The sequence below is a fragment of the Streptomyces sp. NPDC058092 genome, assembly GCF_042884935.1.
Classification (GTDB): Bacteria; Actinomycetota; Actinomycetes; order Streptomycetales; family Streptomycetaceae; genus Streptomyces.
In genome coordinates, this window is the sequence record NZ_JBHVSY010000011.1 from 149686 (window position 1) to 173380 (window position 23695).

The 23695-nt window shown below is 70.2% G+C and carries 15 protein-coding genes; all 15 read right to left on the reverse strand.

Going from position 1 to position 23695, the window contains the following annotated elements; translation table 11 throughout:
• Positions 1–203: 203 nt before the first annotated feature.
• A complete protein-coding gene (locus tag ACFVV1_RS20090) occupies positions 204–4313 on the reverse strand; it encodes a ribonuclease E/G (protein WP_389990723.1) in 4110 nt (1369 codons plus the stop codon).
• A gap of 232 nt (positions 4314–4545) precedes the next feature.
• Positions 4546–5328 (reverse strand): TIGR03936 family radical SAM-associated protein, encoded by a 783-nt coding sequence (locus tag ACFVV1_RS20095; protein WP_389990725.1) that lies wholly within the window; start codon positions 5326–5328, stop codon positions 4546–4548.
• Between the two features lie 122 nt (positions 5329–5450).
• Positions 5451–6641 carry a hypothetical protein gene (locus tag ACFVV1_RS20100; RefSeq protein WP_389990727.1) on the reverse strand — a complete coding sequence of 397 codons (1191 nt, stop codon included), beginning with the start codon at positions 6639–6641 and terminating at the stop codon, positions 5451–5453.
• 89 nt (positions 6642–6730) lie between these two features.
• A complete protein-coding gene (locus tag ACFVV1_RS20105) occupies positions 6731–8656 on the reverse strand; it encodes a TIGR03960 family B12-binding radical SAM protein (protein ID WP_389990729.1) in 1926 nt (641 codons plus the stop codon).
• Between the two features lie 50 nt (positions 8657–8706).
• Positions 8707–10227, reverse strand: a complete 1521-nt coding sequence (locus tag ACFVV1_RS20110) for a CHAD domain-containing protein (protein WP_389990731.1) — start codon at positions 10225–10227, stop codon at positions 8707–8709.
• A gap of 288 nt (positions 10228–10515) precedes the next feature.
• Entirely contained in the window at positions 10516–11706 is a 1191-nt protein-coding gene (rodA, locus tag ACFVV1_RS20115; RefSeq protein ID WP_389990733.1) for a rod shape-determining protein RodA, read from the reverse strand.
• Positions 11706–13880: a penicillin-binding protein 2 gene (gene mrdA / locus ACFVV1_RS20120; protein ID WP_389990735.1), complete on the reverse strand. Its 2175-nt coding sequence runs from the start codon at positions 13878–13880 to the stop codon at positions 11706–11708. The genes rodA and mrdA overlap by 1 nt, the downstream gene beginning before the upstream one ends.
• Before the next feature lie 61 nt (positions 13881–13941).
• On the reverse strand, positions 13942–14601 hold the full coding sequence (gene mreD / locus ACFVV1_RS20125) for a rod shape-determining protein MreD (protein ID WP_389990737.1): 660 nt from the start codon (positions 14599–14601) through the stop codon (positions 13942–13944).
• Between the two features lie 11 nt (positions 14602–14612).
• Positions 14613–15665 carry a rod shape-determining protein MreC gene (gene mreC, locus ACFVV1_RS20130; RefSeq protein ID WP_389990739.1) on the reverse strand — a complete coding sequence of 351 codons (1053 nt, stop codon included), beginning with the start codon at positions 15663–15665 and terminating at the stop codon, positions 14613–14615.
• A gap of 123 nt (positions 15666–15788) precedes the next feature.
• Positions 15789–16808, reverse strand: coding sequence for a rod shape-determining protein (locus tag ACFVV1_RS20135; protein WP_383756200.1), 1020 nt, complete (start codon positions 16806–16808; stop codon positions 15789–15791).
• 290 nt (positions 16809–17098) lie between these two features.
• Complete coding sequence (gene ndk, locus ACFVV1_RS20140) at positions 17099–17512, reverse strand: nucleoside-diphosphate kinase (RefSeq protein ID WP_389990741.1); 414 nt, start codon at positions 17510–17512, stop codon at positions 17099–17101.
• Between the two features lie 96 nt (positions 17513–17608).
• Positions 17609–17968, reverse strand: a complete 360-nt coding sequence (locus tag ACFVV1_RS20145) for a DUF4233 domain-containing protein (protein WP_389990743.1) — start codon at positions 17966–17968, stop codon at positions 17609–17611.
• A 5-nt stretch (positions 17969–17973) separates the two neighbouring features.
• Positions 17974–19497: a bifunctional folylpolyglutamate synthase/dihydrofolate synthase gene (locus ACFVV1_RS20150; protein WP_389990745.1), complete on the reverse strand. Its 1524-nt coding sequence runs from the start codon at positions 19495–19497 to the stop codon at positions 17974–17976.
• A 135-nt stretch (positions 19498–19632) separates the two neighbouring features.
• Positions 19633–22254, reverse strand: coding sequence for a valine--tRNA ligase (locus ACFVV1_RS20155; protein ID WP_389990747.1), 2622 nt, complete (start codon positions 22252–22254; stop codon positions 19633–19635).
• A 131-nt stretch (positions 22255–22385) separates the two neighbouring features.
• Positions 22386–23561 carry an RNA-guided endonuclease InsQ/TnpB family protein gene (locus ACFVV1_RS20160; RefSeq protein ID WP_389990749.1) on the reverse strand — a complete coding sequence of 392 codons (1176 nt, stop codon included), beginning with the start codon at positions 23559–23561 and terminating at the stop codon, positions 22386–22388.
• Positions 23562–23695: the final 134 nt, after the last annotated feature.

Genomic DNA, 23695 nt, shown 5'->3' on the forward strand with positions numbered 1-23695 from the left:
GCCGACACGCTGATGAGCATTCTCGAGAAATGACGTATCCAGAGCGTCAGCCGCGTCACATTATCAGGCTTTTCACAGCGGGTTTCCTTGAGGTTACGGCTGACGAGACATGGCCCACATGCTCCGCGCCTGCGTCCCGCACGCGAAAGAGGTGCGGCTCCCAGGAGGGAACCGCACCTCTCTCACCGCTCTGTGACTGTTTGTCAGCTCTCCGTGCCGGCCGAGACGGACGTCTGCGGCGACTGCTCCGCGGCGACCGTCTTCTTCGCCGCCGCCTTCTTGGCCGTCGTCTTCTTCGCGGCGGTCTTCTTGGCAGCCGTCTTCTTGGTGGCTGCCTTCTTGGCGGTGGCCTTCTTGGCCGTCTTGCGGGCCGTCTTCTTGGCCGGGGCCTCCGCTTCGGCGGTCTCGGCCGGCTCGGTGTCGGGCTTCGGCTCCGGGGAGCCGGTCACCACGACGACCTCTGCCGCGTCCGCGCCTGCGGGCGAGCCCGCGGGGGCGGTGACCTTGCGGGTCACCCGGCGGCGGGCACGCGGCGGAGCGGCCGCGGGGACCGCCTCTTCGGGTGCTGCCTCGGGCTGCGGAGCCTCGATGACGACCGGGGCCTCAATGACGACCGGGGCTTCGACGACGACCGGGGCCTCGGCGACCGGGGCCTCGGCAGCAACCGGGGTCTCGACGGCCGGGGCTTCCTCGGCGGCCGGAGCCGGGGTGCCGGCCGGGGCGGTCGCCTTCCGGGTCGCCCGGCGGCGCGTACGGCCCCGGGGGGCCTCGGCGACCGGTTCCGGCTCCACCACCGGCTCGGGCTCCGCGGCCACGACCGGCTCCGGCTCGACGACCGGCTCCGGGGCAGGGGCCGCTGCGGCCTTCGGGGCGCCGGCCGGAGCCGTGGCCTTACGGGTCGCGCGGCGCCGGCCGCGGCCACGCAAGGCTGCTGCCTCGGCCTCGGCCGCGCTGCTGTACAGCTCCTCGTCCGGGACGAACTCCGGCTCGGGCAGCGCCACCGGGGCGGCCACCTCGGCGGCCACCTCGGCCTCGGTCTCGACCTCGGTGACGTGCTCGTGCTCGGGTTCCTGGCCCACGCCGACCCGGCCGCGCTTCTTGGCACGCTTACCGCCGCCACCGACCGACGTCGGCTGCTCCATGTGCACGATCACGCCGCGCCCGTTGCAGTGGACGCAGGTCTCGGAGAAGGACTCCAGCAGACCCTGGCCCACCCGCTTACGGGTCATCTGGACCAGGCCCAGCGACGTGACCTCGGCGACCTGGTGCTTCGTACGGTCACGGCCCAGGCACTCCAGCAGACGCCGCAGCACCAGGTCCCGGTTGGACTCCAGCACCATGTCGATGAAGTCGACGACGACGATGCCACCGAGGTCGCGCAGCCGCAGCTGACGCACGATCTCCTCGGCCGCCTCCAGGTTGTTCTTGGTGACGGTCTCTTCGAGGTTGCCGCCCTGGCCGGTGAACTTGCCGGTGTTGACGTCGACGACGACCATCGCCTCGGTCTTGTCGATCACCAGCGAGCCGCCGCTCGGCAGATAGACCTTCCGGTCCAGCGCCTTCATGAGCTGCTCGTCGATCCGGTACGTCGCGAAGATGTCGACCTCGGAGGTCCAGCGCGACAGGCGGTCCGTCAGGTCGGGCGCCACCTGCGAGACGTAGCCGTGGATGGTCTCCCACGCGTCGTCGCCGCTGACGATGACCTTGGAGAAGTCCTCGTTGAAGATGTCGCGGACGACCCGGACGGTCATGTCCGGCTCGCCGTAGAGCAGCGTCGGCGCGTTGGAACTGCCGGTGCTCTTCGCCTTCTTCTGGATGTCCTCCCACTGCTGCTGCAGCCGCTCGACATCGCGGCTCAGCTCGTCCTCGCTGGCACCCTCCGCCGCGGTGCGGACGATGACGCCCGCGTCCTCGGGGACGATCTTCTTGAGGATGGTCTTCAGCCGGGCCCGCTCGGTGTCGGGCAGCTTGCGGCTGATGCCGGTCATCGAGCCCTCGGGCACATAGACCAGGTAGCGGCCGGGCAGCGAGACCTGGCTGGTCAGTCGGGCACCCTTGTGACCGATCGGGTCCTTGGTCACCTGGACGAGGACGGACTGGCCGGACTTGAGCGCGGTCTCGATACGGCGCGGCCCGTGGGCCATGCCGAGCGCCTCGAAGTTCACCTCACCGGCGTACAGGACCGCGTTGCGGCCCTTGCCGATGTCGACGAAGGCGGCCTCCATGGACGGCAGTACGTTCTGCACCTTGCCCAGGTAGACGTTGCCGACGTAGCTGTTGGCCTCCTCCTTGTTGACGTAGTGCTCGACGAGCACGTTGTCCTCGAGGACACCGATCTGGGTGCGCTCGCCGTTCTGGCGGACGACCATGACCCGCTCGACGGCCTCGCGGCGCGCCAGGAACTCGGCCTCGGTGATGATCGGAACGCGACGGCGGCCCTGCTCACGGCCCTCGCGGCGGCGCTGCTTCTTCGCCTCCATACGGGTCGAGCCCTTGATGGACTGGACCTCGTCGAAGCCGGTGCCGGGCTCCCGCTCTTCCTTCTTACGGGGCTCGCGGACCTTGACGACCGTACGCTCCGGGTCGTCGATGCCGTTGTCGGCTTCGGACGGGACGTCCCCGCTGCGACGACGGCGACGACGACGGCGACGGCTGCTGCTGGATCCGGCGGCGGACGCCTCGTGCTCCTCGTCCTCCTCCTCTTCGGACTCCTGAGCGCGCTCCTGGTCCCCCTCGGCGTGCTCGGCGGCGGCCTCGTCGCCGAACTGCTCCGCGGTCTCGTCACCCTCGTTGCTCTCGCCACGACGGCGGCGACGGCCTCCGCGACGGCGACGGCGTGAGGGCCGCTCCCCGTACTCGTCCGTCTCCTCGCCCTCGCCCTCGTGCCCGGCTTCGCTCTCGCCCTCCGGCTCGTGCTCCTCCTCGACGTACTCCTCCACCTCGGCGGCGGGAGCGGCGGCCTGCTCGGGCTCGGCGGCCTCACCGCGACGGCGGCGACGGCGGCGCGAACCGGCCTGCGGCGCGGCCTCGGCGGCCGGTGCCTCGATGGTGGCGGTCGGCTCCTCGACCGTCTCCGGCTCTTCCTCGACCTCTTCGTGACGCGAAGCGGCAGCGGCGGCAGCCGCGGTCTCCGGCGTCTGGAACATCGGCTCGGCGAAGACCGGCGCCTGGAACACGGCCACGGCGGGGCGCGTCGCACGACGGCTCTTGCGTACGGGCTCCTCCTCCGTGGCGGTGAACTCGGGCCGGCCCGCGGCTGCGGTGGCGCGGCGCCGGGTGCGGCCGCGCGGTGCGGCCTCCTCGGCGGGCTCGGCGGCCGGCTCCTCGGGGGCGGCGGCCTCGGGGGCGGCGGCCTCGGGGGCGGCGGCCTCGGGGGCGGCGGCCTCGGGGGCGGCGGCCTCGGGGGCGGCGGCCTCGGGCAGGCTCTCGCCGGTGTCCTCGGTGGCCTGCGGCGCACCGGCCGGAGCGGTCGCCTTGCGGACCGCACGACGACGCGTACGCGGGGCCTCGACGGCCTCTTCCTCCGCTTCTGCGGGCGCGGCGGGCTCGGCCACAGCCTCGGCGGGCTGCGGTGCACCGGCCGGAGCCGATGCCCTGCGCCGGGTACGGCCGCGCGGCGCGGCGGCCACGGGCTCGGCGGCTGCCTCGGCCGGCTCGGGCTCGGCACCCACCACGGCCGTCGCTTCCTCGACGATCTCGACGGCCTCGGCGGCCTGCGGCGCACCCGCCGGAGCGGTCGCCTTACGGACCGCACGACGACGCGTACGCGCCGGCGGCGCCTCCACGGCCTCAACCTCGGCTTCGGCTTCGACGGCGGGCTCGGCCTCGGGCTCGGTAACGGCCTCGGCGGCCTGCGGCGCACCCGCCGGAGCGGTCGCCTTGCGAACGGCACGACGACGCGTACGCGCCGGCGGCGCCTCCACGACCTCGGCCTCGACCTCTGCCTCGGCTTCGACGACGGGCCCGGTGGTCTCGGCGCTCGCGGCGGGTTCCACGATCTCGACGGCCTCGGCGGCCTGCGGCGCACCCGCCGGAGCGGTCGCCTTGCGGACCGCGCGACGACGCGTACGGGCCGGCGGCGCGGCTTCTGCGGCTTCTGCCGCCGGGGCACTCTCGGCTTCGGTGGTGGTGCTGTCGGACACTGCGGCGTCAACGGCCGGTATGGCCGGAGCGGCGGTGCCGGGTGCGTCCGCCACCGGCGGGCCGGCGGGGCGGGACGCGGCGCGGCGCCTGCGGCGCGGCGGCAGCTTGTCGCCGGGTGCGTTGTTCTCTTCGACGTTCCCGGTCGTGCCGGGTTCGTTGGACTGGGGCATGCGGGCGGTTCTCCCGTCAGGCTCCCGGGCGCCGCGTCTGGTTCCGGTCCAACACGGTCCGCGTGATGTACGCGGGACCGGCGTCCGGGGCGCGGGCGCCGCACGGGAGCTCAATGTCTGGCTCGCCGGTTCCGTACGCGAGGTGCGTACGGCCTGGCGAAAGTCTTATGGGTCATCGCGCGGCCCGGCCCAGGTGGCTCCCGAGCCGGAGAGCTGCGCTGCAACGACCGCCTTACGCGGAACCTGCACCTTCCGGCGCCGTCGCGACGGCGGTCCCGGTGGCCGTGGATGGAACGGCCGGGGCTGCCTCGCGGTCGGGCGCGAGCGGGTCGGTCACCGTGCCGGACTCCTCGTCGAAGAGCCCCTGCGCCAGCCTGGTCACCGCTGCGGGGACCGGCGGCGCCAGGTCGGCCACAACGCGGAGACCGGACAGGACGTCGTCAGGTCGCACGGCAGGTGTCACGTGCCGAACAACCAGCCGCAGTATCGCACAGGGCCTGTCCTCGGGCCTATCAGGCTGTGGATCAAGGGCCTCCAGGCCGACCACGGCGGCGCGGGCGTCGAAGGTCCGCATGCCGTTCTTCGCCCGGCGCTGGACCTCGACAATCTCCGCCTCGTTGAAGGCGGCCACGGCCTTCGCGGCCTCCTCGACGGGGACTCCGTCGAGACGCAGTTCCCAGATGGAGGCGGTCAGCCGGTCGGCGAGACCCGAGGTGCGGGCCTCCACGGCGTCGGTGACGTCGAGACCGTCCGGCAGCGAGGCGTTGAGCAGCTCGCGAAGGACTGCGGGATCCCGGGCCTCGGTGAGGGCGATCTCCAGGAACTCGGCCTCACTGCCCGTGCCGGTGGGTGCGGCATTGGCGTACGAGACCTTCGGGTGCGGGGTGAAGCCCGCCGAGTAGGCCATGGGCACCTCGGAGCGGCGCAGTGCCCGCTCGAAGGCACGCTGGAAGTCGCGGTGGCTGGTGAACCGGAGGCGGCCGCGCTTGGTGTAGCGCAGTCGGATGCGCTGCACTGCCGGTGCGGGCGGCGGGCCTTCGGGCTGTCGCTTGCCCAGTGGTTCTTCTCCTCGGTGCGGGACGGACGCGGTGGCACGCCGCCCTCGAAATGCGGGTGGCCCGGGGTGTCCGGTCCGGCTCACCCCCGCTCGGCGTTTTTCTCTCCGAGCAGGGAGATCTCTGGTTCGGGCGCCGCGCTGGGCACAGTCGTTGTACTACCCAGAGTACGCGCAAGGGGGCTCCCCGGTTCCCGGGGCTCGGGCGCCCCCGGCCCGCCGACCAGTGCCCGCCAGGCGTCACGGCGTGCCCGCGCCACGGTCTCGCGTGCCGCGCGCAGCGCCGACCGGGCCGCGCGTCCGGTCTCGACGGCGGCCCGCTTGGTGGGGGCCCAGACGGCGTCACGTACGAAATGCCCCACCGGCGTGCACACCGCGCGGTAGACCCAGGTCACCGGCGCCCCGACCAGATGCCACGCCAGCCAGGCGATGGCCCGGCCGACAGCCCGCGAGATGTAACCCGCGATGCGCCAGGCGACACCGAACGCGGCGGCGATCTCCCGGCCGACCGGGGTGAGGACCCGCCGGTACAGCAGGCCGAGCGGCGCGACGAGCAGCGTCAGGACCAGCCACTCCACCGCTGCCCACAGCCCGCTCCCGGCGGCCGCGATCCCGCGCGCCAGCAGGTCGAGCAGCCAGGTGATGCCGTGGCCGAGCGGGGTGAGCAGTTCGCGGTACGTCCAGGCCAGCGCCCGTACGACCAGGTACTCCACCAGCCATGAGGCGGCGAGCGCGAGGGGCACCAGGACGTACCGCCACAGGGCGGCCACCGGCCGGACGAACAAGGCGGTGAGCACCCAGCCGACCGCGGCGGCGATCCCCCGCCCGGCAGGGGCGAGCAACGCGCGGTACACCCGGCCCAGCCCGTGCCCGATCGGGGTGAGCACCGCCTCGTACAGCCACACCACCGGCACCACGAGCCCGTAGCGCCCCGCCGGCACCAGCACGTACCGCCAGAGCGCGACCCACGGCCACACGAAGACCGCCGCGGCCAGCCACCGCAGCGCGTGGCCCAGCGGGGTGAGCACCCATGCGTACAACCAGACCGCAGGGGCCACCACCAGCGTCGCGAACAGCCAGGACAGGGCCCGGCCCAGGGGGCGCAACAGGATGCGGTCGGCGGCACGGGCGGCGACCACCAGGACGTCCCAGACCATGCGTACGGGCAGGACGATCACCAGCACCACGATCCGTACCGGAATCCTGATGAGGGTGGTCAGACAGCCCTCACCGGCTTCGTAGCGCGCGGGAGCCTGGTGCTTGCCGTAGTCCATGCCGTACATGACGCGAAGGCCCGCTCCGGGGTTTCCCGGACCGGGCCTTCGTCACCGAGCTGTCACCCGGACGGACGTACCCGAGGCGGCTACCTCACGACCGACAGCGGCAGCAGCTTCTTGCCGGTCGGGCCGATCTGGATGCTGGTGTCCATCTGCGGGCAGACGCCGCAGTCGAAGCACGGGGTCCAGCGGCAGTCCTCGACCTCGGTCTCGTCGAGCGAGTCCTGCCAGTCCTCCCAGAGCCACTCCTTGTCGAGACCGGAGTCCAGGTGGTCCCAGGGCAGGACCTCCTCGTAGGTCCGCTCCCGGGTCGTGTACCAGTCGACGTCCACGCCGTACTCGGGCAGCGTCTTCCGGGCGGCGGTCATCCAGCGGTCGTAGCTGAAGTGCTCGCGCCAGCCGTCGAAACGGCCGCCGGACTCGTAGACCGCGCGGATGACGGAGCCGACGCGGCGGTCGCCGCGCGAGAGCAGGCCCTCGACGATGCCGGGCTTGCCGTCGTGGTAGCGGAAGCCGATGGAGCGGCCGTACTTCTTGTCGCCGCGGATCTTGTCGCGGAGCTTGGCCAGCCGGGCGTCCGTCTCCTCGGCGCCGAGCTGCGGGGCCCACTGGAACGGCGTGTGCGGCTTGGGCACGAAGCCGCCGATGGAGACGGTGCAGCGGATGTCGCTCTGGCCGGAGACCTCGCGGCCCTTGGCGATCACGTTGACCGCCATGTCACCGATCTGGAGGACGTCCTCGTCCGTCTCGGTGGGCAGACCGCACATGAAGTACAGCTTCACCTGGCGCCAGCCGTTGCCGTACGCGGTGGCGACGGTACGGATGAGGTCCTCTTCCGAGACCATCTTGTTGATGACCTTGCGCATCCGCTCGGAGCCGCCCTCGGGGGCGAAGGTGAGTCCGGAGCGGCGGCCGTTGCGGGTCAGCTCGTTGGCCAGGTCCACGTTGAACGCGTCGACGCGGGTGGAGGGCAGCGAGAGGCCGATCTTGTCCTCGGTGTACCGGTCGGCGAGGCCCTTGGCGATGTCGCCGATCTCGGAGTGGTCCGCGGAGGAGAGCGAGAGCAGTCCGACCTCTTCGAAGCCGGTCGCCTTGAGGCCCTTCTCGACCATCTCGCCGATGCCGGTGATGCTTCGCTCCCGCACGGGGCGCGTGATCATGCCGGCCTGGCAGAAACGGCAGCCGCGGGTGCAGCCGCGGAAGATCTCGACGGACATCCGCTCGTGGACGGTCTCGGCGAGGGGCACGAGGGGCTGCTTCGGGTACGGCCACTCGTCGAGGTCCATCACGGTGTGCTTGGACACCCGCCACGGCACGCCCGACCTGTTGGGTACGACACGGCCGATGCGCCCGTCCGGGAGGTACTCGACGTCGTAGAAGCCCGGGACGTAGACGCCGCCGGTCCTCGCGAGCCGGAACAGCACCTCTTCGCGGCCGCCGGGGCGGCCCTCGGCCTTCCAGGCGCGGATGATCTCGGTGATCTCCAGGACGGCCTGCTCGCCGTCGCCGATGACCGCGCAGTCGATGAACTCCGCGATGGGCTCGGGGTTGAACGCGGCGTGGCCGCCCGCCAGCACGATCGGGTCGTCGACGGTGCGGTCCGCGGCGTTCAGCGGGATGCCCGCGAGGTCCAGGGCGGTGAGCATGTTGGTGTAGCCGAGCTCGGTGGAGAAGCTCAGCCCGAAGACGTCGAAGGCGCGGACGGGGCGGTGGCTGTCCACGGTGAACTGCGGGACCTTGTGCTCGCGCATCAGCTCTTCGAGGTCCGGCCACACGCTGTAGGTGCGCTCGGCGAGGACGCCCTGGCGCTCGTTGAGCACCTCGTAGAGAATCATGACGCCCTGGTTGGGGAGTCCGACCTCGTACGCGTCCGGGTACATCAGCGCCCAGCGGACATCGCATTCGTCCCACGGCTTGACGGTGGAGTTCAGCTCACCGCCGACGTACTGGATGGGCTTCTGCACATGCGGGAGCAGAGCTTCGAGCTGTGGGAAGACCGAATCGACAGACATCGCGAACTTTCGAGAGCCGGCAAGGGTGACCATCAAGCCTACCCCGGCACTCAGCGTTCCAGCGCCGACCGCACCCGTGGCCGCGACGCCCGCTCCCACACCCCGGGCAGCTCCCGTTCCCCGGCGGCGGCGGTCGCCTCCTCCCGCCCGTACAGCAGTCCCCAGGTGAATCCCGGCTCCCCCGCCGCGTGTGCCTGGACGGCCAGGGTACGCAGGGCGTCGCGCGCCACGACGCTGTCCTGGTGGTCGCCGAGGAGGGTCTGGAGGGCCTTCATCCGCCGGGCGAACCGCTTGGCCGGCTTCCCGAGCGCGGGCCCGGCCGCCTCCGCCGCGTAGCGGGCGCGCTTGGCCGCCTTGCGGGCGTCGTGCATGGCGAGATCCCGGTCCTCGCCGGGCGGGAGCTCCAGGGCGTGGCCGACGCGGGTCGCGAGGCGCTCGTACTCCTTCAGTACGGCACGGGGCAGTGCCCGCTCGGGGGCGCTGGATGCGGCGGGCAGCAGGGGCGGGGCGGCGAGCAGGGCGTCGAGGCTGTCCAGGAGTGCCAGGTACCGCGTTCCGTCGAGTACGCCGACGGTCCGGCGCCGGGAGCCGCCCCGGCGGGCCACCGACCAGATCCCGAGCCTGCTCCGGACGGGGCCGAGGATCAGGGTGCGGGACAGGCCGTCGAGACGGGCGCACAGCCGGGCGTCGAGGACCTCCTGGTCGCGGTCGATACCGAGCTCGGCGGCCAGCCACTTCAGCTCGTCGCCGACCGGGTCGGTGACGCCGCGGTCGAGGATCTTCCCGTAGGTCCGCAGCGCGCTGCGGAGCCTGCGGGTGGCGACCCGCATCTGGTGCACGGAGTCGGGGAGGTCACGGCGTACGGCGGGGTCGAGGGCGACGATCGCCTCGGTCTGGTGGCGGATGTACGTGAGGACGTGGTCGCCCGCGGTGGGGTGCGCCCGCTTCCGGCCGGGGGTCTTCTTCGGCTTCGGGGCGGTCTCGGCGAGCGCCCGTGCCAGCTTCGATGTCGCCGGCGACGGGGTGATGCCTGCCTTGCGGAGACGTTTCTCCACAGCGTCCAGCAGCATGGGGTCGGCGTCGTCCGCCAACTCCACCTCGATCTCGGTCCACGCAGCCGTACCCCCGTCCGATGTCACGCGCTCCGCCCGTACGGAGTCGACGGACAGCTCGGCGAGCAGCTCGCCCTGGTCATCGACGAGGTGGCGGACATCGCGCTTGGAGACGAGGCGGACGACGGGTACGACGCCGGTGCCGCGCGTACGGGAGCGGACAAGACCGGAGAGCGTGCGTGGCAGGGTGTCGGCGAGGGGCTCGCGGATCTCGTCGCGGATTCCGGCGGAGACCGGGAACTTCAGGTGCCAGCCTTCGTCACCGCCGCCCGTACGCCGCCGCAGTGTGATCCCGTCGGCGACGAGGCGCAATTCTGCGGTGTCGTAGTAGACGGCGTCCAGCTCCGCGACGCCCCGGGCGACGACATCCGCGATCCCGGACACGCCGGTCAGGTCCGGCACCTCGGCCCCGCTGGCGGCCTCGTACTTCCGCTCGATCTCTCGCTTGGTCTGAACCATCGGACCTCCATTCGAGTGAACGGTCGGCTTCGCCCGCTGGAGCGGCGCTGATGTGTCCTACGTTGTGATCCTGCCCTCGGGCAGCGGTCAGGGCTTGGCCGTCATGAGGTTCGACCGAGCCGAGTGAGAAGCCGCCCGCCCGCCGGGTGGAGGAGTCACGAACCGAATCCAGACGCGATCGATCTGACGCGATCGATTATTCAGCGATTCCGTTCCCCGCGACAGCCCTCTGCCGGGGCCAGGCCCACGCCGGGCCCCGGCAGAGGGCTGTCGCGCACGAAGACACCCCTACGCCGATATCGGCCGCTGCACCCTGATCGACTGGAGCAGCCCGACGGCCACCCAGACGGCGAACATCGAGGACCCTCCGTACGACACGAACGGCAGCGGCAGCCCGGCGACCGGCATGATGCCGAGCGTCATCCCGATGTTCTCGAAGGCCTGGAAGGCGAACCAGGCGATGATTCCGGCGGCGACGATCGTGCCGTACAGCTCGGTCGTCTCGCGGGCGATCCGGCAGGCGCGCCACAGGACGATGCCGAGCAGGACGAGGATCAGCCCGGCGCCGAGGAAGCCGAGCTCCTCGCCCGCGACGGTGAAGACGAAGTCGGTCTGCTGCTCGGGGACGAACTGGCCGGTGGTCTGGGTGCCCTGGAAGAGGCCCGTTCCGGTCAGGCCGCCGGAGCCGATCGCGATGCGGGCCTGGTTGGTGTTGTAGCCGACGCCCGCCGGGTCGAGCGCGGGGTTGGCGAAGGCGGCGAAGCGGGCGATCTGGTACTCGTCGAGCAGGCCGAGCTGCCAGATCGCGATCGCGCCGGCCACGCCCGCGCCGAGCAGGCCGAAGATCCAGCGGTTCGACGCGCCGGAGGCGAGGAGCACGCCGAGCACGATGACGACCATGACCATCACGGAGCCGAGGTCCGGCATCCCCATGACGACCGCCATCGGCACGGCCGCCAGGCCCAGCGCCTTGGCGACGGTCCGGTGGTCGGGGTGGAGCTGGTCGCCCGCGTCGACGCGCTCGGCGAGCAGCATCGCCATGATCAGGATGATGGTGATCTTGGTGAACTCGGACGGCTGGAGCGAGAAGCCGCCGCCGATGATGATCCAGGCGTGGGCGCCGTTGACGGTCGCGCCGAGCGGGGTGAGGACCGCCAGTACGAGGATCACCGAGAGGCCGTAGAGGATCGGGACGGCGCCGCGCAGGGTGCGGTGGCCGAGCCAGATCGTGCCGATCATCAGGGCGAAGCCGATGCCGGTGTTGAGGGCGTGCCGGAAGAGGAAGTAGTACGGGTCGCCGTGGGTGAGCGAGTCGCGGCCCCGGGTCGCCGAGTAGACCAGCAGCGAGCCGATGAAGGAGAGCGCGATCGCGGACCCGAGCAGCGGCCAGTCGAGTTTGCGTACGACGGAGTCGCGGGCGATGAGTTTGCCCCAGGCGGAGCGCTCGGGGGCGTAGCGCGAGACGGAAAAGCCGGCCATCAGTCGCGCCTCCCCAGGACCGCGGCGAGGGTCTGTTCCTCCGGGGTCTTCTGCGAGTCGGGGTTGTACGGCTTGATCTCCGGGGCGTCGATCGTGCCGTCCCGCTGGATCTTCGGCAGGGACTTCTGCGGGGTGGGCAGCAGCGCCTTCTTCAGATCCTGCTTGCCGGAGTCGTCGAGGCCGTAGAGGGCGTCGTAGATGTTGCGCACGGCGGGCCCGGACGCACCGGAACCCGTACCGCCCTGAGAGATCGTCATGACGATCGAGTAGTCCTTGGTGTACGTGGCGAACCAGGAGGTCGTCTGCTTTCCGTAGACCTCGGCCGTACCCGTCTTGGCGTGCATCGGGATCTTGTCCTGCGGCCAGCCGCCGAATCGCCAGGCGGCGGTACCGCGGGTCGCGACGCCCGCCAGCGCCCCCTCCATCTGCTTCAGGGTCTGGGCGCTGGCCGGCAGCTTGCCGTGCGAATGGGGCTCGATCACGCGGACGTGCTTGCTGTCGGGGCTGACGATCGCCTTGCCGACGGTCGGGTCGTAGAGCGTGCCGCCATTGCTGATCGCGGCGTAGATGGTCGCCATCTGGATCGGGGTGACGAGGGTATCGCCCTGGCCGATGGAGTAGTTGATCGCGTCATAGGCGTGCAGCTTCATGCCCTCGAGGCAGTTCTCGTGGGCGAGCACGGTGCCGAAGTCCTTCTTCTTGGGCCATTTCTTGCCCTGCTCGCACCAGGCGTCCTTGTTGGCCTTCCAGAAGTCCTTCTTCCACTGGCGGTCGGGGACACGGCCGGTGACCTCGCTGGGGAGGTCGATACCGGTCTCCTTGCCGAGGCCGAACTGGTGGGCGGTCTTGAAGAACCAGTCCTTGGCGTTCTTCTTGGACTTCAGCCCGCCGTCCTTCTGCCACTGCTGGTGGCCGAGTGCGTAGAAGACGGTGTCGCAGGAGACCTCGAGCGCCTGGCCCAGGGTGATCGAGCCGTGGCCCTGCGATTCGAAGTTCTTGTAGACCTGGCCGTCGGCGCTGTAGGAGCTGGGGCAGGGGTAGTGGCCGTCGAACGCGTAGCCCGCCTGGACGGAGGCCGCGGTCGAGACGACCTTGAAGATCGAGCCCGGTGCGGCCTGGCCCTGGATGGCGCGGTTGAGCAGCGGATAGTTGGACTTCTTGCTGGTCATCCGGGCGTAGTCCTTGGCGGAGATGCCGCCGACCCAGGCGTTGGGGTCGTAGTTCGGCAGGGAGGCCATCGCGACGACCCGGCCGGTCTTGGCCTCCATGACGACGACGGCGCCGGAGTCGGCCTTGTAGTTCTCGCCGGTGTTCTTGTCGAACGACTGACGGGCCGTCTTCATGGCCTCGTTGAGCTCGTACTCGGCGACGGCCTGGACCCGGGCGTCGATGGAGGTGACGACGCTGGAGCCGGGCTCCGCCTTGTCGTTCTTCGCCTCGCCGATGACCCGGCCGAGGTTGTCGACCTCGTAGCGGGTGACACCGGCCTTGCCGCGCAGTTCCTTGTCGTAGGTGCGCTCCAGGCCGGAGCGGCCGACCTGGTCGGAGCGGAGGTACGGCGAGTCGGTGTCCTGGGCCTTGGTGATCTCCTCGTCGGTGACGGGCGAGAGATAGCCGAGGACCTGGGCGGTGTTGGCCTTGCCGGGTGCGGCGTAGCGGCGTACGGCGGTGGGTTCGGCGGTGATGCCGGGGAAGTCCTCGGCGCGTTCGCGGATCTGGAGGGCCTGCTGGGTGGTGGCCTCGTCGGTGACCGGGATCGGCTGGTACGGCGAACCGTTCCAGCAGGGCTGCGGGGTCTTCGCGTCGCAGAGCCGGATCTTGTCGAGGACTTCCTTGGGCTGCATGCCGAGGACATCGGCGAGCCGGGTCAGGACGCTCTTGCCGTCGTCCGCCATCTTCATCAGTTCGGTGCGGCTGGCGGAGACGACCAGACGGGTCTCGTTGTCGGCGAGGGGCACGCCGCGCGCGTCGAGGATGGAGCCGCGGACGGCGGGCTGGACGACCTGCTGGACGTGGTTGTTCTTCGCCTCGTCGCTGTACTCCTTGCCGTTGCGGATCTGGAGGTACCAGAGACGCCCGCCGAGGGTGAGCAGCAGGGAGAAGACGAGGACCTGGATGACGACGAGACGGATCTGGACCCGCTGGGTCCGGCCGGTCTCGGGGATGTTGCTCACGGGGCGCCCCCGGTGGTGGTCGGGCCGGAGGTACGGGGGGTGTCCCCGCTGTGGTGCGGCCTCACAGTCGCTTGACTCCCTTGATCCGTCCGGCGCGTGCCGCGCGGTTGCGGGCGACCTTGACGCGCAGTCCGCCGCGCTGGCCGCCGATCCGCAGTCCGGTGCCGGAGGCCAGCCAGCCCGCGGCGACATCGCCGCCGGACGCGTCGGCGAGCGGATCGTTCACCGTGCGTCTGGCGATCGCCATGATCAGCGGCACGACGAACGGCGCGAGGAGCAGGTCGTAGACAGCGGCCGTGAACAGCAGGCTGCCCAGGCCCACATGACGGGCCGCCGTGTCCCCGACGAGCGCGCCGACGAGCGCGTACAGCAGGGTCGAGCCGATCGCCGCGGCGACGACCCCGACCATCGGGACGGCCGCCGACTTGAGCTGCCCGTTCTCCGGCTTGGCCAGTCCGGCGAGATACCCGATGACACAGAGGACCAGCGCGTAGCGCCCGGCGGCGTGGTCGGCGGGCGGTGCCAGGTCGGCGAGGAGTCCCGCGCCGAAGCCGATGAGGGCGCCGCTGACGTGCCCGTAGACGAAGGCGAGAGCGAGGACGACGAGGAGGAGCAGGTCGGGCACGGCGCCGGGGAGCTGGAGCCGGGCGAGGACGGAGATCTGGACGACGAGGGCGACGACGACCAGGAAGACGGAGAGCAGAGTCCGGTTCAAGCGCATGGGGATCAGCTCTACCTCTGCTCGTTTGCCGCGGTGCCGGTGTTCGGTGTGGCGTTCGAACTGCTGCTGGGGACCGGGGATCCGCTCGGGTCCGGGCTCTCGTGGATGTTCCCGACGACGTTTCCTTCGGTGTCGACGATGTCGCCGTTGGGCGAGATCGTCACGGTGACGGTCGGGGTGGGCTTGGGCTTGGCGGATTTGGCGGGCGCCTTGGGCAGGACCATGTCGCGGGGGTCCTCCCGCGGGGCCTGCACGACGATGCCGACGATGTCGAGCTTGGTGAACCCGACGTACGGACGGACGTAGACGGTACGGGTCAGGCCGCCGCCGGACGGGTCGACGCGAACGACCTCGCCCACCGGGACACCCGGCACGAACGGCTTGTCCTTGCTGGAACCGAAGGTGACCAGGCGGTCGCCCTTCTTCACCTTGGCCTTGCCGTTGAGGAACTGGACGGACAGCGGTCGGGAGCCCTGGCCGGTGGCGAAGCCCAGTTCGTCGGTCTTCTCCATACGGGTACCGACGGTGAAGTCGGGGTCGTTGGCCAGGAGCACCGTGGCGGTGTCCGGGCCGACGGTGGTGACCCGGCCGACGAGTCCGTCGCCGTTGATGACGGTCATGTCGCGCTTGATGCCGTCGTGGGAGCCGGCGTCGATGGTGACCGTCCAGGAGAAGCCCTGGGCCGCTCCTATGGCGACGACCTCGGCGGCCTTGATGCCGTACTGTCCGGCGGCCGACTTCTTCAGCATCCGGTCCAGTTCGCGGACCCGGTTGCGGTTCTGGTCGTCGCTGCCGAGCTTCGTCTTCAGCGCGGCGTTCTGCTGCTCCAGTTCAGCGATCCGGTTGTGCCGGGTGCCGGAGTCGCGTACCGCTCCTATGGCGTTGCCCACCGGGTCGACGGCCGCCGCCACGCCGTTCTCGACCGGTCCGAAGACCGTGGCGGCGGCCTGCCGGGCACCGTCCACCGGTGACTCCTCGCCGCCCCGGATGTCCACCGTGATCAATGCGAATGCGATGGCGATCAGCAGCACCAGGAGCAGCCGGCTCTCTCGTGTGTCCCTCACGTGCGGCGGCCGTGCCTTCCTCGTCGGAATGTTCGTGCCTGTATATCAACGATCGGCCGTACGGAGCGGCAGCGGTCCGCGCAGCAGACCACTGTGTTGTCCGTCCGCGGACCGGCCCGCCGTCTACCGGCGGGGCTGGGCGTCCAGCACCTGCTGGAGTGCCTCGAACTCCTCGACGCACTTGCCGGATCCGAGCGCCACCGAGTCCAGCGGGTCCTCGGCGATGTGGATCGGCATGCCGGTCTCGCGGCGCAGCCGCTCGTCCAGCCCGCGCAGCAGCGCGCCGCCGCCGGTGAGGACGATGCCGCGGTCCATGACGTCGCCGGAGAGCTCCGGCGGGCACTTGTCGAGCGTGGTCTTCACGGCGTCGACGATCGCGTTGACCGGCTCCTCGATGGCCTTGCGGACCTCGTCGGCCGAGATGACCACGGTCTTGGGCAGCCCGGAGACCAGGTCACGGCCGCGGATCTCGGTGTGCTCGTCCTTGTCCAGGTCGTACGCCGAGCCGATCGTGATCTTGATCTGTTCGGCGGAGCGCTCACCGAGAAGGAGCGAGTACTCCTTCTTGATGTGCTGGATGATCGCGTTGTCCAGTTCGTCACCGGCGACCCGGATCGACTGGGCAGTGACGATTCCGCCGAGCGAGATGACCGCGACCTCGGTGGTGCCGCCGCCAATGTCGACGACCATGTTGCCGGTGGCCTCGTGGACCGGCAGCCCGGAGCCGATGGCCGCCGCCATCGGCTCCTCGATGATGTGCACCTGGCGCGCGCCGGCCTGCGTCGACGCCTCGATGACGGCGCGTCGCTCGACGCCGGTGATGCCGGAGGGCACGCAGACGACGACGCGCGGGCGGGCCAGGTAGCGGCGCTTGTGGATCTTCAGGATGAAGTAGCGGAGCATCCGCTCGGTGATCTCGAAGTCGGCGATCACGCCGTCCTTCAGGGGCCGTACGGCAACGATGTTGCCCGGTGTACGCCCGATCATCTTCTTGGCCTCGGAGCCGACCGCCAGGATGCCGCCGGTGTTGGTGTTGATGGCCACGACGGACGGCTCGTTCAGAACGATGCCGCGCCCCCTGACGTACACCAGCGTGTTGGCAGTCCCGAGGTCGATAGCCATGTCACGGCCGATGAACGACATTGAGTTCCCCTTGTTCCCCATGAGGATGCGTCGGGCCTTCCGAGAAAGCGATGTTGGCTTGTTCTGGTCGGCGAGATGAGCGCTGCGGGCGTGGAAGATTCCATCGTAGTGCCGTATGCACGGACACCGCGCGAGGGTCCTTCGCCTTTGTAGGCGGAACGGGTGGCCGTTCCACTCATGGTGACGTTACGTCGGGGTGATGCGTTCCCGCGATCCGGGACCCTATGCCGAAGGGCGACCGAATTAATTCGGTCGCCCCAGGTCATGAGCGCTGTTCGGCTGATCCGGAGTCAGGAGAGTCCCGGAAAGAAAAGCTTCAGTTCTCGCTCTGCGGACTCCTCGGAGTCCGAGGCGTGGATGAGGTTCTCGCGGGTGATCGTGCCGAAGTCACCACGGATGGAGCCGGGCGCGGCGGCGATCGGGTCGGTAGGACCGGCCAGCGTACGGATGCCCTCGATGACCCGCTCGCCCTCGGCGACCAGCACCACGACCGGGCCGGACTGCATGAACTCGACGAGCGGCTCGTAGAACGGGCGGCCGACGTGCTCGGCGTAGTGCTGCTCCAGCGTGGCGCGGTCGAGGGTGCGCAGCTCCAGCGCGGTGATCCGCCAGTCGGCCTTGCGCTCGATCCGCCCGACGATCTCGCCGACCAGTCCGCGCCGGACCGCGTCGGGCTTGAGCAGGACGAGGGTGCGCTGGGTCATGGTGTGCGGCTCCTTGCAGGCATGCGGGTGCGGTGAAGCGAGGCTACAGGGGTACGGGAACGGGCCTGCGGCCGGGTTTGGCCGCGGGGCACGGGATCAGCCACCGGCCGGGGCCTCGGCGGCCTCCTCCGCGGCCGCCCAGCGGGCCTTCGCCTCGTCGATCCTGCGGCCGTAGTGCACCGAGGCCCACCACAGGGCGCCGAAGATCAGGCCGAGGATGAACATCATCGGGACGACGAAGCCGCTCAGCACCAGGGCGATCTGCAGCGCCCAGCCGAGCTGTATCCCGCCGGGGCGGGTGATGATCCCGCAGAGCAGTACGGAGAGCAGCATGCCGATGCCGCACACCGTCCAGACCGTGGTGTTCGAGAGGTCGTCGGACTTCATCGCGACGAGTCCGGCGAAGCCGATCACGAAGAACTCGCCGATCAGTGTCGATGCACAGAGCGTACGCACGTCGGTCAGTGCCTTCCCAGGAGCAGTCGGGCCTCGCCGACCGTGATCACGGAACCGGTCACCAGGACGCCGGCGCCCGCATACTCGTCCTCTTCCTCGGCGAGGGTGATCGCCGCCTCCAGCGCGTCGTCGAGGCGGGGCTCGACCTGGACGCGGTCGCTGCCGAAGACCTCGACCGCGACGGCGGCCAGCTCGTCGGCGTCCATCGCGCGGCCGCTGGAGTTCTGGGTGATGACGACCTCGGCGAAGATCGGCTCGAAGGCTTCGAGGAGCCCCCTGACGTCCTTGTCGCCACTCGCGCCGACCACACCGATCAGCCGGGAGAAGCCGAACGCCTCGGAGAGCCCGTCGGCGCAGGCACGGGCGCCCGCCGGGTTGTGGGCCGCGTCCAGGACGACGGTCGGGCTGGAGCGGACGACTTCGAGACGGCCCGGCGAGATCACCGAGGCGAAGGCCTGGCGGACCGTGTCGATGTCGAGTGCGCCGGACTGCTCGGCGCCGATCCCGAAGAACGCCTCCACGGCGCTGAGCGCCACCGCCGCGTTGTGCGCCTGGTGGGCGCCGTACAGCGGGAGGAAGACCTCCGTGTACTCGCCGCCGAGGCCGCGCAGCGTCAGCAGCTGGCCGCCGACGGCGATCTCGCGGGAGACGACGCCGAACTCCATGCCTTCGCGGGCGACCGTGGCGTCGACCTCGACGGCCTTCTTCAGCATGACCTGCGCGGCGTCGACGGGCTGCTGCGCCAGGATGACCGTGGCGTCCTGCTTGATGATCCCGGCCTTCTCACCGGCGATCTCGGCGGGCGTGGCGCCGAGCCGGTCGGTGTGGTCCAGCGAGATGGGGGTGACGACGGCGACCGAGGCGTCGATGACGTTCGTCGCGTCCCAGCTGCCGCCCATGCCGACCTCCACGACGGCGACGTCGACCGGCGCGTCGGCGAACGCCGCGTACGCCATGCCCGTCAGCACCTCGAAGAAGGAGAGCCGGTACGGCTGCTGGGCGTCGACCATTTCCACGTACGGCTTGATGTCCTGGTACGCCTCGATGAACCGCTCGGGGTCCATCGGCGAGCCGTCCAGGCTGATCCGCTCGGTGATCGACTGGACGTGCGGCGAGGTGTAGCGGCCGGTACGCAGGTCGAAGGCGCCGAGCAGGGACTCGATCATGCGGGCCGTGCTCGTCTTGCCGTTGGTCCCGGTGATGTGGATCGAGGGGTAGGCGCGCTGCGGCTCGCCGAGCACGTCCATCAGCGCGGCGATGCGCGTGATGGACGGCTCCAGCTTCGTCTCACCCCAGCGCCCGGCGAGCTCCTGCTCCACGGCGCGCAGCGCCTTGTCCACCTCGGGGTCGGCGGGGCGGGCGGGGACGTCCTGGCCCTGCGGCGGCCCCGAGCGGGTGCGCAGCGTACGGCTCCCGGCCTCGATCACCGCCAGGTCGGGGTCGCGCTGGGTCGCTTCGTCGACGATCCCCGCGAAGGTCTCGTCGGGATCGGAGGCGTTGTGCCGGTCGGAAGGGCGGGGCTCACTCACGAGGCCAGTCTACGGATGGGCACGGACATCGTGCGCAGCGGCCGGTGACGCCGGAGTCCGGCCGGGCGCGGGACGGGCGAAGCCCCCGTATCTCCCGGCAGCGGGAGTACGGGGGCTTCGCCGTCAGCGGGTGATTCAGCCCTGCGGCAGGTTCGCCAGCTGGTTGGTGATCCGCTCGATGTCCGCCTCGGCCTTGGCGAGCCGGCCGCGGATCTTGTCGACCACGTTGTCCGGGGCCTTGCCGAGGAACGCCTCGTTGGAGAGCTTGGCGCCCGCCTGGGCCTTCTCCTTCTCGGCGGCGCCCAGGTCCTTCGTCAGGCGCTTACGCTCGGCCGCGACGTCGATCGTGCCGGACAGGTCGAGAGCGACCGTGGCCCCGGCGACCGGCAGCGACGCGGTGGCGTGGAAGCCGTCGCCGGCCGGCTGCAGGCGCAGCACCTGGCGGATGGCCGCCTCGTGCGGGGCGAGCGCGGTGCCGGTCAGGCCGAGCTCGGCCGGGACCTTCTGGCCGGGCTGCAGGCCCTGGTCGGAGCGGAACCGGCGGACCTCGGTGACGACCTGCTGGACGAGCGCGATCTCCTGCTCGGCGGCGTCGTCGCGGAAGCCGCTGTCGGCCGGCCAGTCGGCGATGACGACGGACTCCTTGCCGGTGAGCGTGGTCCAGAGCGTCTCGGTGACGAACGGGACGACCGGGTGCAGCAGACGCAGCATCACATCGAGGACCTCGCCGAGGACCCGGCCGGAGACCTTGGCGCCCTCGCCGCCCGCGAAGAAGGTCGTCTTCGACAGCTCGACGTACCAGTCGAAGACCTCGTCCCACGCGAAGTGGTAGAGGGTGTCGGAGAGCTTCGCGAACTGGAAGTCGTCGTAGAACGCGTCGACTTCGGCGACCGTCTTGTTCAGCCGCGACAGGATCCACCGGTCGGTCGCCGACAGCTGCTCGACGGACGGCAGCTCGCCCTCCACGGTCGCGCCGTTCATCAGCGCGAAGCGGGTGGCGTTCCAGATCTTGTTGGCGAAGTTGCGGGAGGCCTTGACCCAGTCCTCGCCGATCGGCACGTCCGCGCCCGGGTTGGCACCCGTGGCGAGCGTGAACCTCACGGCGTCCGAGCCGTACGCGTCCATCCAGTCGATCGGGTCCACCGCGTTCGGGTTGGACTTCGACATCTTCTTGCCGAACTCGTCCCGGACCAGACCGGTAAGCGCGACGGTCTTGAAGGGGACCTCACCGTCCATCGCGTACAGACCGAACATCATCATCCGGACGACCCAGAAGAAGATGATGTCGTGCCCGGTGACCAGGACGTCGGTCGAGTAGAACTTCTCGAGGTCCGGAGTCTCCTCCGGCCAGCCGAGCGTCGAGAACGGCCAGAGACCGGACGAGAACCAGGTGTCGAGGACGTCCTCGTCCTGGACCCAGCCCTCGCCGGTGGGCGCGTCGTCGTCGGGGCCGACGCAGACCATTTCGCCGTTCGGCCCGTACCAGACGGGAATCCGGTGGCCCCACCACAACTGCCGTGAGATGCACCAGTCGTTGAGGTTGTCGACCCAGTCGAAGTACCGCTTCTCCATGTCCTTCGGGTGGAGCGCGACCCGGCCGTCGCGGACCGCGTCGCCCGCAGCCTTGGCGAGCGTCTCGACCTTGACCCACCACTGGAGGGAAAGGCGGGGCTCGACGGTCGTCTTGCAGCGCGAGCAGTGCCCGACGGAGTGGACGTACGGGCGCTTCTCGGCGACGACGCGGCCCTGCTCGCGCATGGCGGCAACGATCGCGGAGCGCGCCTCGAAGCGGTCGAGTCCCTGGAAGGGGCCGTGCACGGTGATGACACCGCGCTCGTCCATGATCGTCATGAACTCGAGGTCGTGGCGCCGGCCGATCGCGAAGTCGTTCGGGTCGTGAGCGGGCGTCACCTTGACGGCACCCGTGCCGAACTCGGGGTCGACGTGGGTGTCGGCGACGACCGGGATCGTCCGGCCGGTCAGCGGCAGCTTGATCCGCTTGCCGACGAGGTGCGCGTACCGCTCGTCGTCGGGGTGAACTGCGACGGCCGTGTCACCGAGCATGGTCTCGACCCGGGTGGTGGCCACGACGACGGTCTCGTCGCCCTCGCCGTACTTCAGCGAGACGAGCTCGCCGTCGTCGTCCTGGTAGTCGACCTCGATGTCGGAGATCGCGGTCAGACAGCGCGGGCACCAGTTGATGATGCGCTCGGCGCGGTAGATCAACTCGTCGTCGTAGAGCTTCTTGAAGATCGTCTGGACGGCCTTGGAGAGCCCCTCGTCCATGGTGAACCGCTCACGCGACCAGTCAAGCCCTGCGCCGAGGCGCTTCAGCTGGCCCAGGATCCGGCCGCCGTACTCGTCCTTCCACTGCCAGACTCGCTCGGTGAACGCCTCGCGGCCGAGATCCTGCCGCGACTTGCCTTCCTCGGCGAGCTGCTGTTCGACCTTGTTCTGGGTGGCGATGCCCGCGTGGTCCATGCCCGGCAGCCACAGTGTCTCGAAGCCCTGCATGCGCTTGCGCCGCGTGAGGGCGTCCATGAGCGTGACCTGGAAGGCATGGCCCAGGTGGAGCGCGCCGGTGACGTTCGGCGGCGGAATGACGATGGTGTACGGAGGCTTGTCGCTCTTCGCGTCGGCGGTGAAGTAACCCCGTTCTACCCAGCGCTCATACAGCTTCCCCTCTACCTCGGCCGGTGCGTACTGGGTCGGCAGTTCGGGGTTGCTGGCTGGCTGCTGCGCTGCGTTCTCGGTCACGCCCGACAGTTTAGACCGAACGGAAATTGGGGCCGTCACAGTCGTGCAGTCAACTTGACCCGGTCCCGCAAGGACCGGGCTTGGAGGTAGAGCCCGGCTGGCTGCTGGGTCGTCTCCTCCGTCCGGGCCACCTATGGGGTGGCTGGGACGCGTGACTCACGCCCCGCTGTCCACACGGCTTCGCCCTTGCGGTCGATGTTGTGGGACGCGTTGTCGTCCGCGTGCAGGATGAGGCCGCAGGCGCGGCACGCGAACGTTGCTTGATCGACCCGGTTCTTCCGGTCGGTGTACCCGCACTCGGAGCATTGCTGGCTGGTGTACGCCGGATAGACGTACACCAGCGGCACCCCTGCCCGGCGTGCCTTGTACTCGATGAAGGAGCCGAGCTGGCGGAAGCCCCATGTGTGCAGTTGTGTCCGCTGGTCCTTGCGGAGCCGTACCCGGTCGCGGATGCCCGTGAGGTCTTCCAGGGCGATACCGCGACCGGTGCGTTCAGCGGTGGTGACGATCTTCTTCGAGATGATGTGGTTGATGTTCGCGGCGTGCCGCGCTTCCTTGCGGGCGCGCTGCTTCAGTCGGCGTTTGGCGGACTTGGTGCCCTTGGCCTGGAGCTTGCGGCGCAGTTTGGTCTGCCGCTTGCGGTGCCGGTTCAGGCCGCGCCCGGCGGCTCGGTAGCCGGTGGATGTGGTGGCGATGTTGACGATGCCGAGGTCCACGCCGATGAACCCGGACGGGTTCTCGTTGACAGGGGCCTCCGGGACCTCGCACACCGCGACCAGGTAGAACACGCCGTCGCGCTCGACCAGGTCCGACTCGCCTCTGCGGTACTCGCGGAGCATCTTGAGTGCTTCGGCGGAGCAGGCGAAGCGCACGGTTTTGAGCCGCCCCGCCATCGACCAGATGCTGACGGTCTGCGCGTCGTACTGCCAGGACAGGCACCGGTCGTCAAACGGGTGCGCGGCCTCGGGACGGAAGGTGATCGGCTTGGACTCTGCCTTGGTCCGGCGTTTCGATCCGGGTCTGCCCAGATTCCCTGCCCGGATGTTGGCCCACAGCGTGGTGTAGGCGTCACGGACCCTCTTGATCGTGTGCTGAGCCGCCTGCGCCCCGAGACCGGCCGCCTTCAGTTCGGCGTAGGTGTGCTTCCGCAGTTCGTACTCACGCGGCACACCATGCTCGAACGCCACAGCCGAGACCCAGTTCGCCCGGTCGTTCACCGCGTGCAGCGTCGCACCGATAGCCGATGCCTGCACGGCATCCGGCAGCAGCTTCACCTGCACGACAACTTTCACGCAGGTCACGCTCATGCAGTTCGCCTATGTCACCGCAATGGGAACCGGACTCGAACATTCGCGTGGGTCGCGCGGTCGTCCGCCCCCTGTATCCCCCTTTTGGTTTCGCCCCTGAGCACTCGTGGGCTCACTTCAAGGGGGTCTCCGCC

Bases quoted from the DNA above. Each gene is read 5' to 3' on its own strand.
- ACFVV1_RS20090 (WP_389990723.1), bottom strand. From the start codon at position 4,313: ATGCCCCAGTCCAACGAACCCGGCACGACCGGGAACGTCGAAGAGAAC.
- ACFVV1_RS20100 (WP_389990727.1), bottom strand. From the start codon at position 6,641: ATGGACTACGGCAAGCACCAGGCTCCCGCGCGCTACGAAGCCGGTGAG.
- ACFVV1_RS20160 (WP_389990749.1), bottom strand. From the start codon at position 23,561: ATGAGCGTGACCTGCGTGAAAGTTGTCGTGCAGGTGAAGCTGCTGCCG.
- ACFVV1_RS20110 (WP_389990731.1), bottom strand. From the start codon at position 10,227: ATGGTTCAGACCAAGCGAGAGATCGAGCGGAAGTACGAGGCCGCCAGC.
- ACFVV1_RS20105 (WP_389990729.1), bottom strand. From the start codon at position 8,656: ATGTCTGTCGATTCGGTCTTCCCACAGCTCGAAGCTCTGCTCCCGCAT.
- mreD (WP_389990737.1), bottom strand. From the start codon at position 14,601: ATGCGCTTGAACCGGACTCTGCTCTCCGTCTTCCTGGTCGTCGTCGCC.
- rodA (WP_389990733.1), bottom strand. From the start codon at position 11,706: ATGGCCGGCTTTTCCGTCTCGCGCTACGCCCCCGAGCGCTCCGCCTGG.
- ndk (WP_389990741.1), bottom strand. From the start codon at position 17,512: ATGACCCAGCGCACCCTCGTCCTGCTCAAGCCCGACGCGGTCCGGCGC.
- ACFVV1_RS20135 (WP_383756200.1), bottom strand. From the start codon at position 16,808: ATGTCGTTCATCGGCCGTGACATGGCTATCGACCTCGGGACTGCCAAC.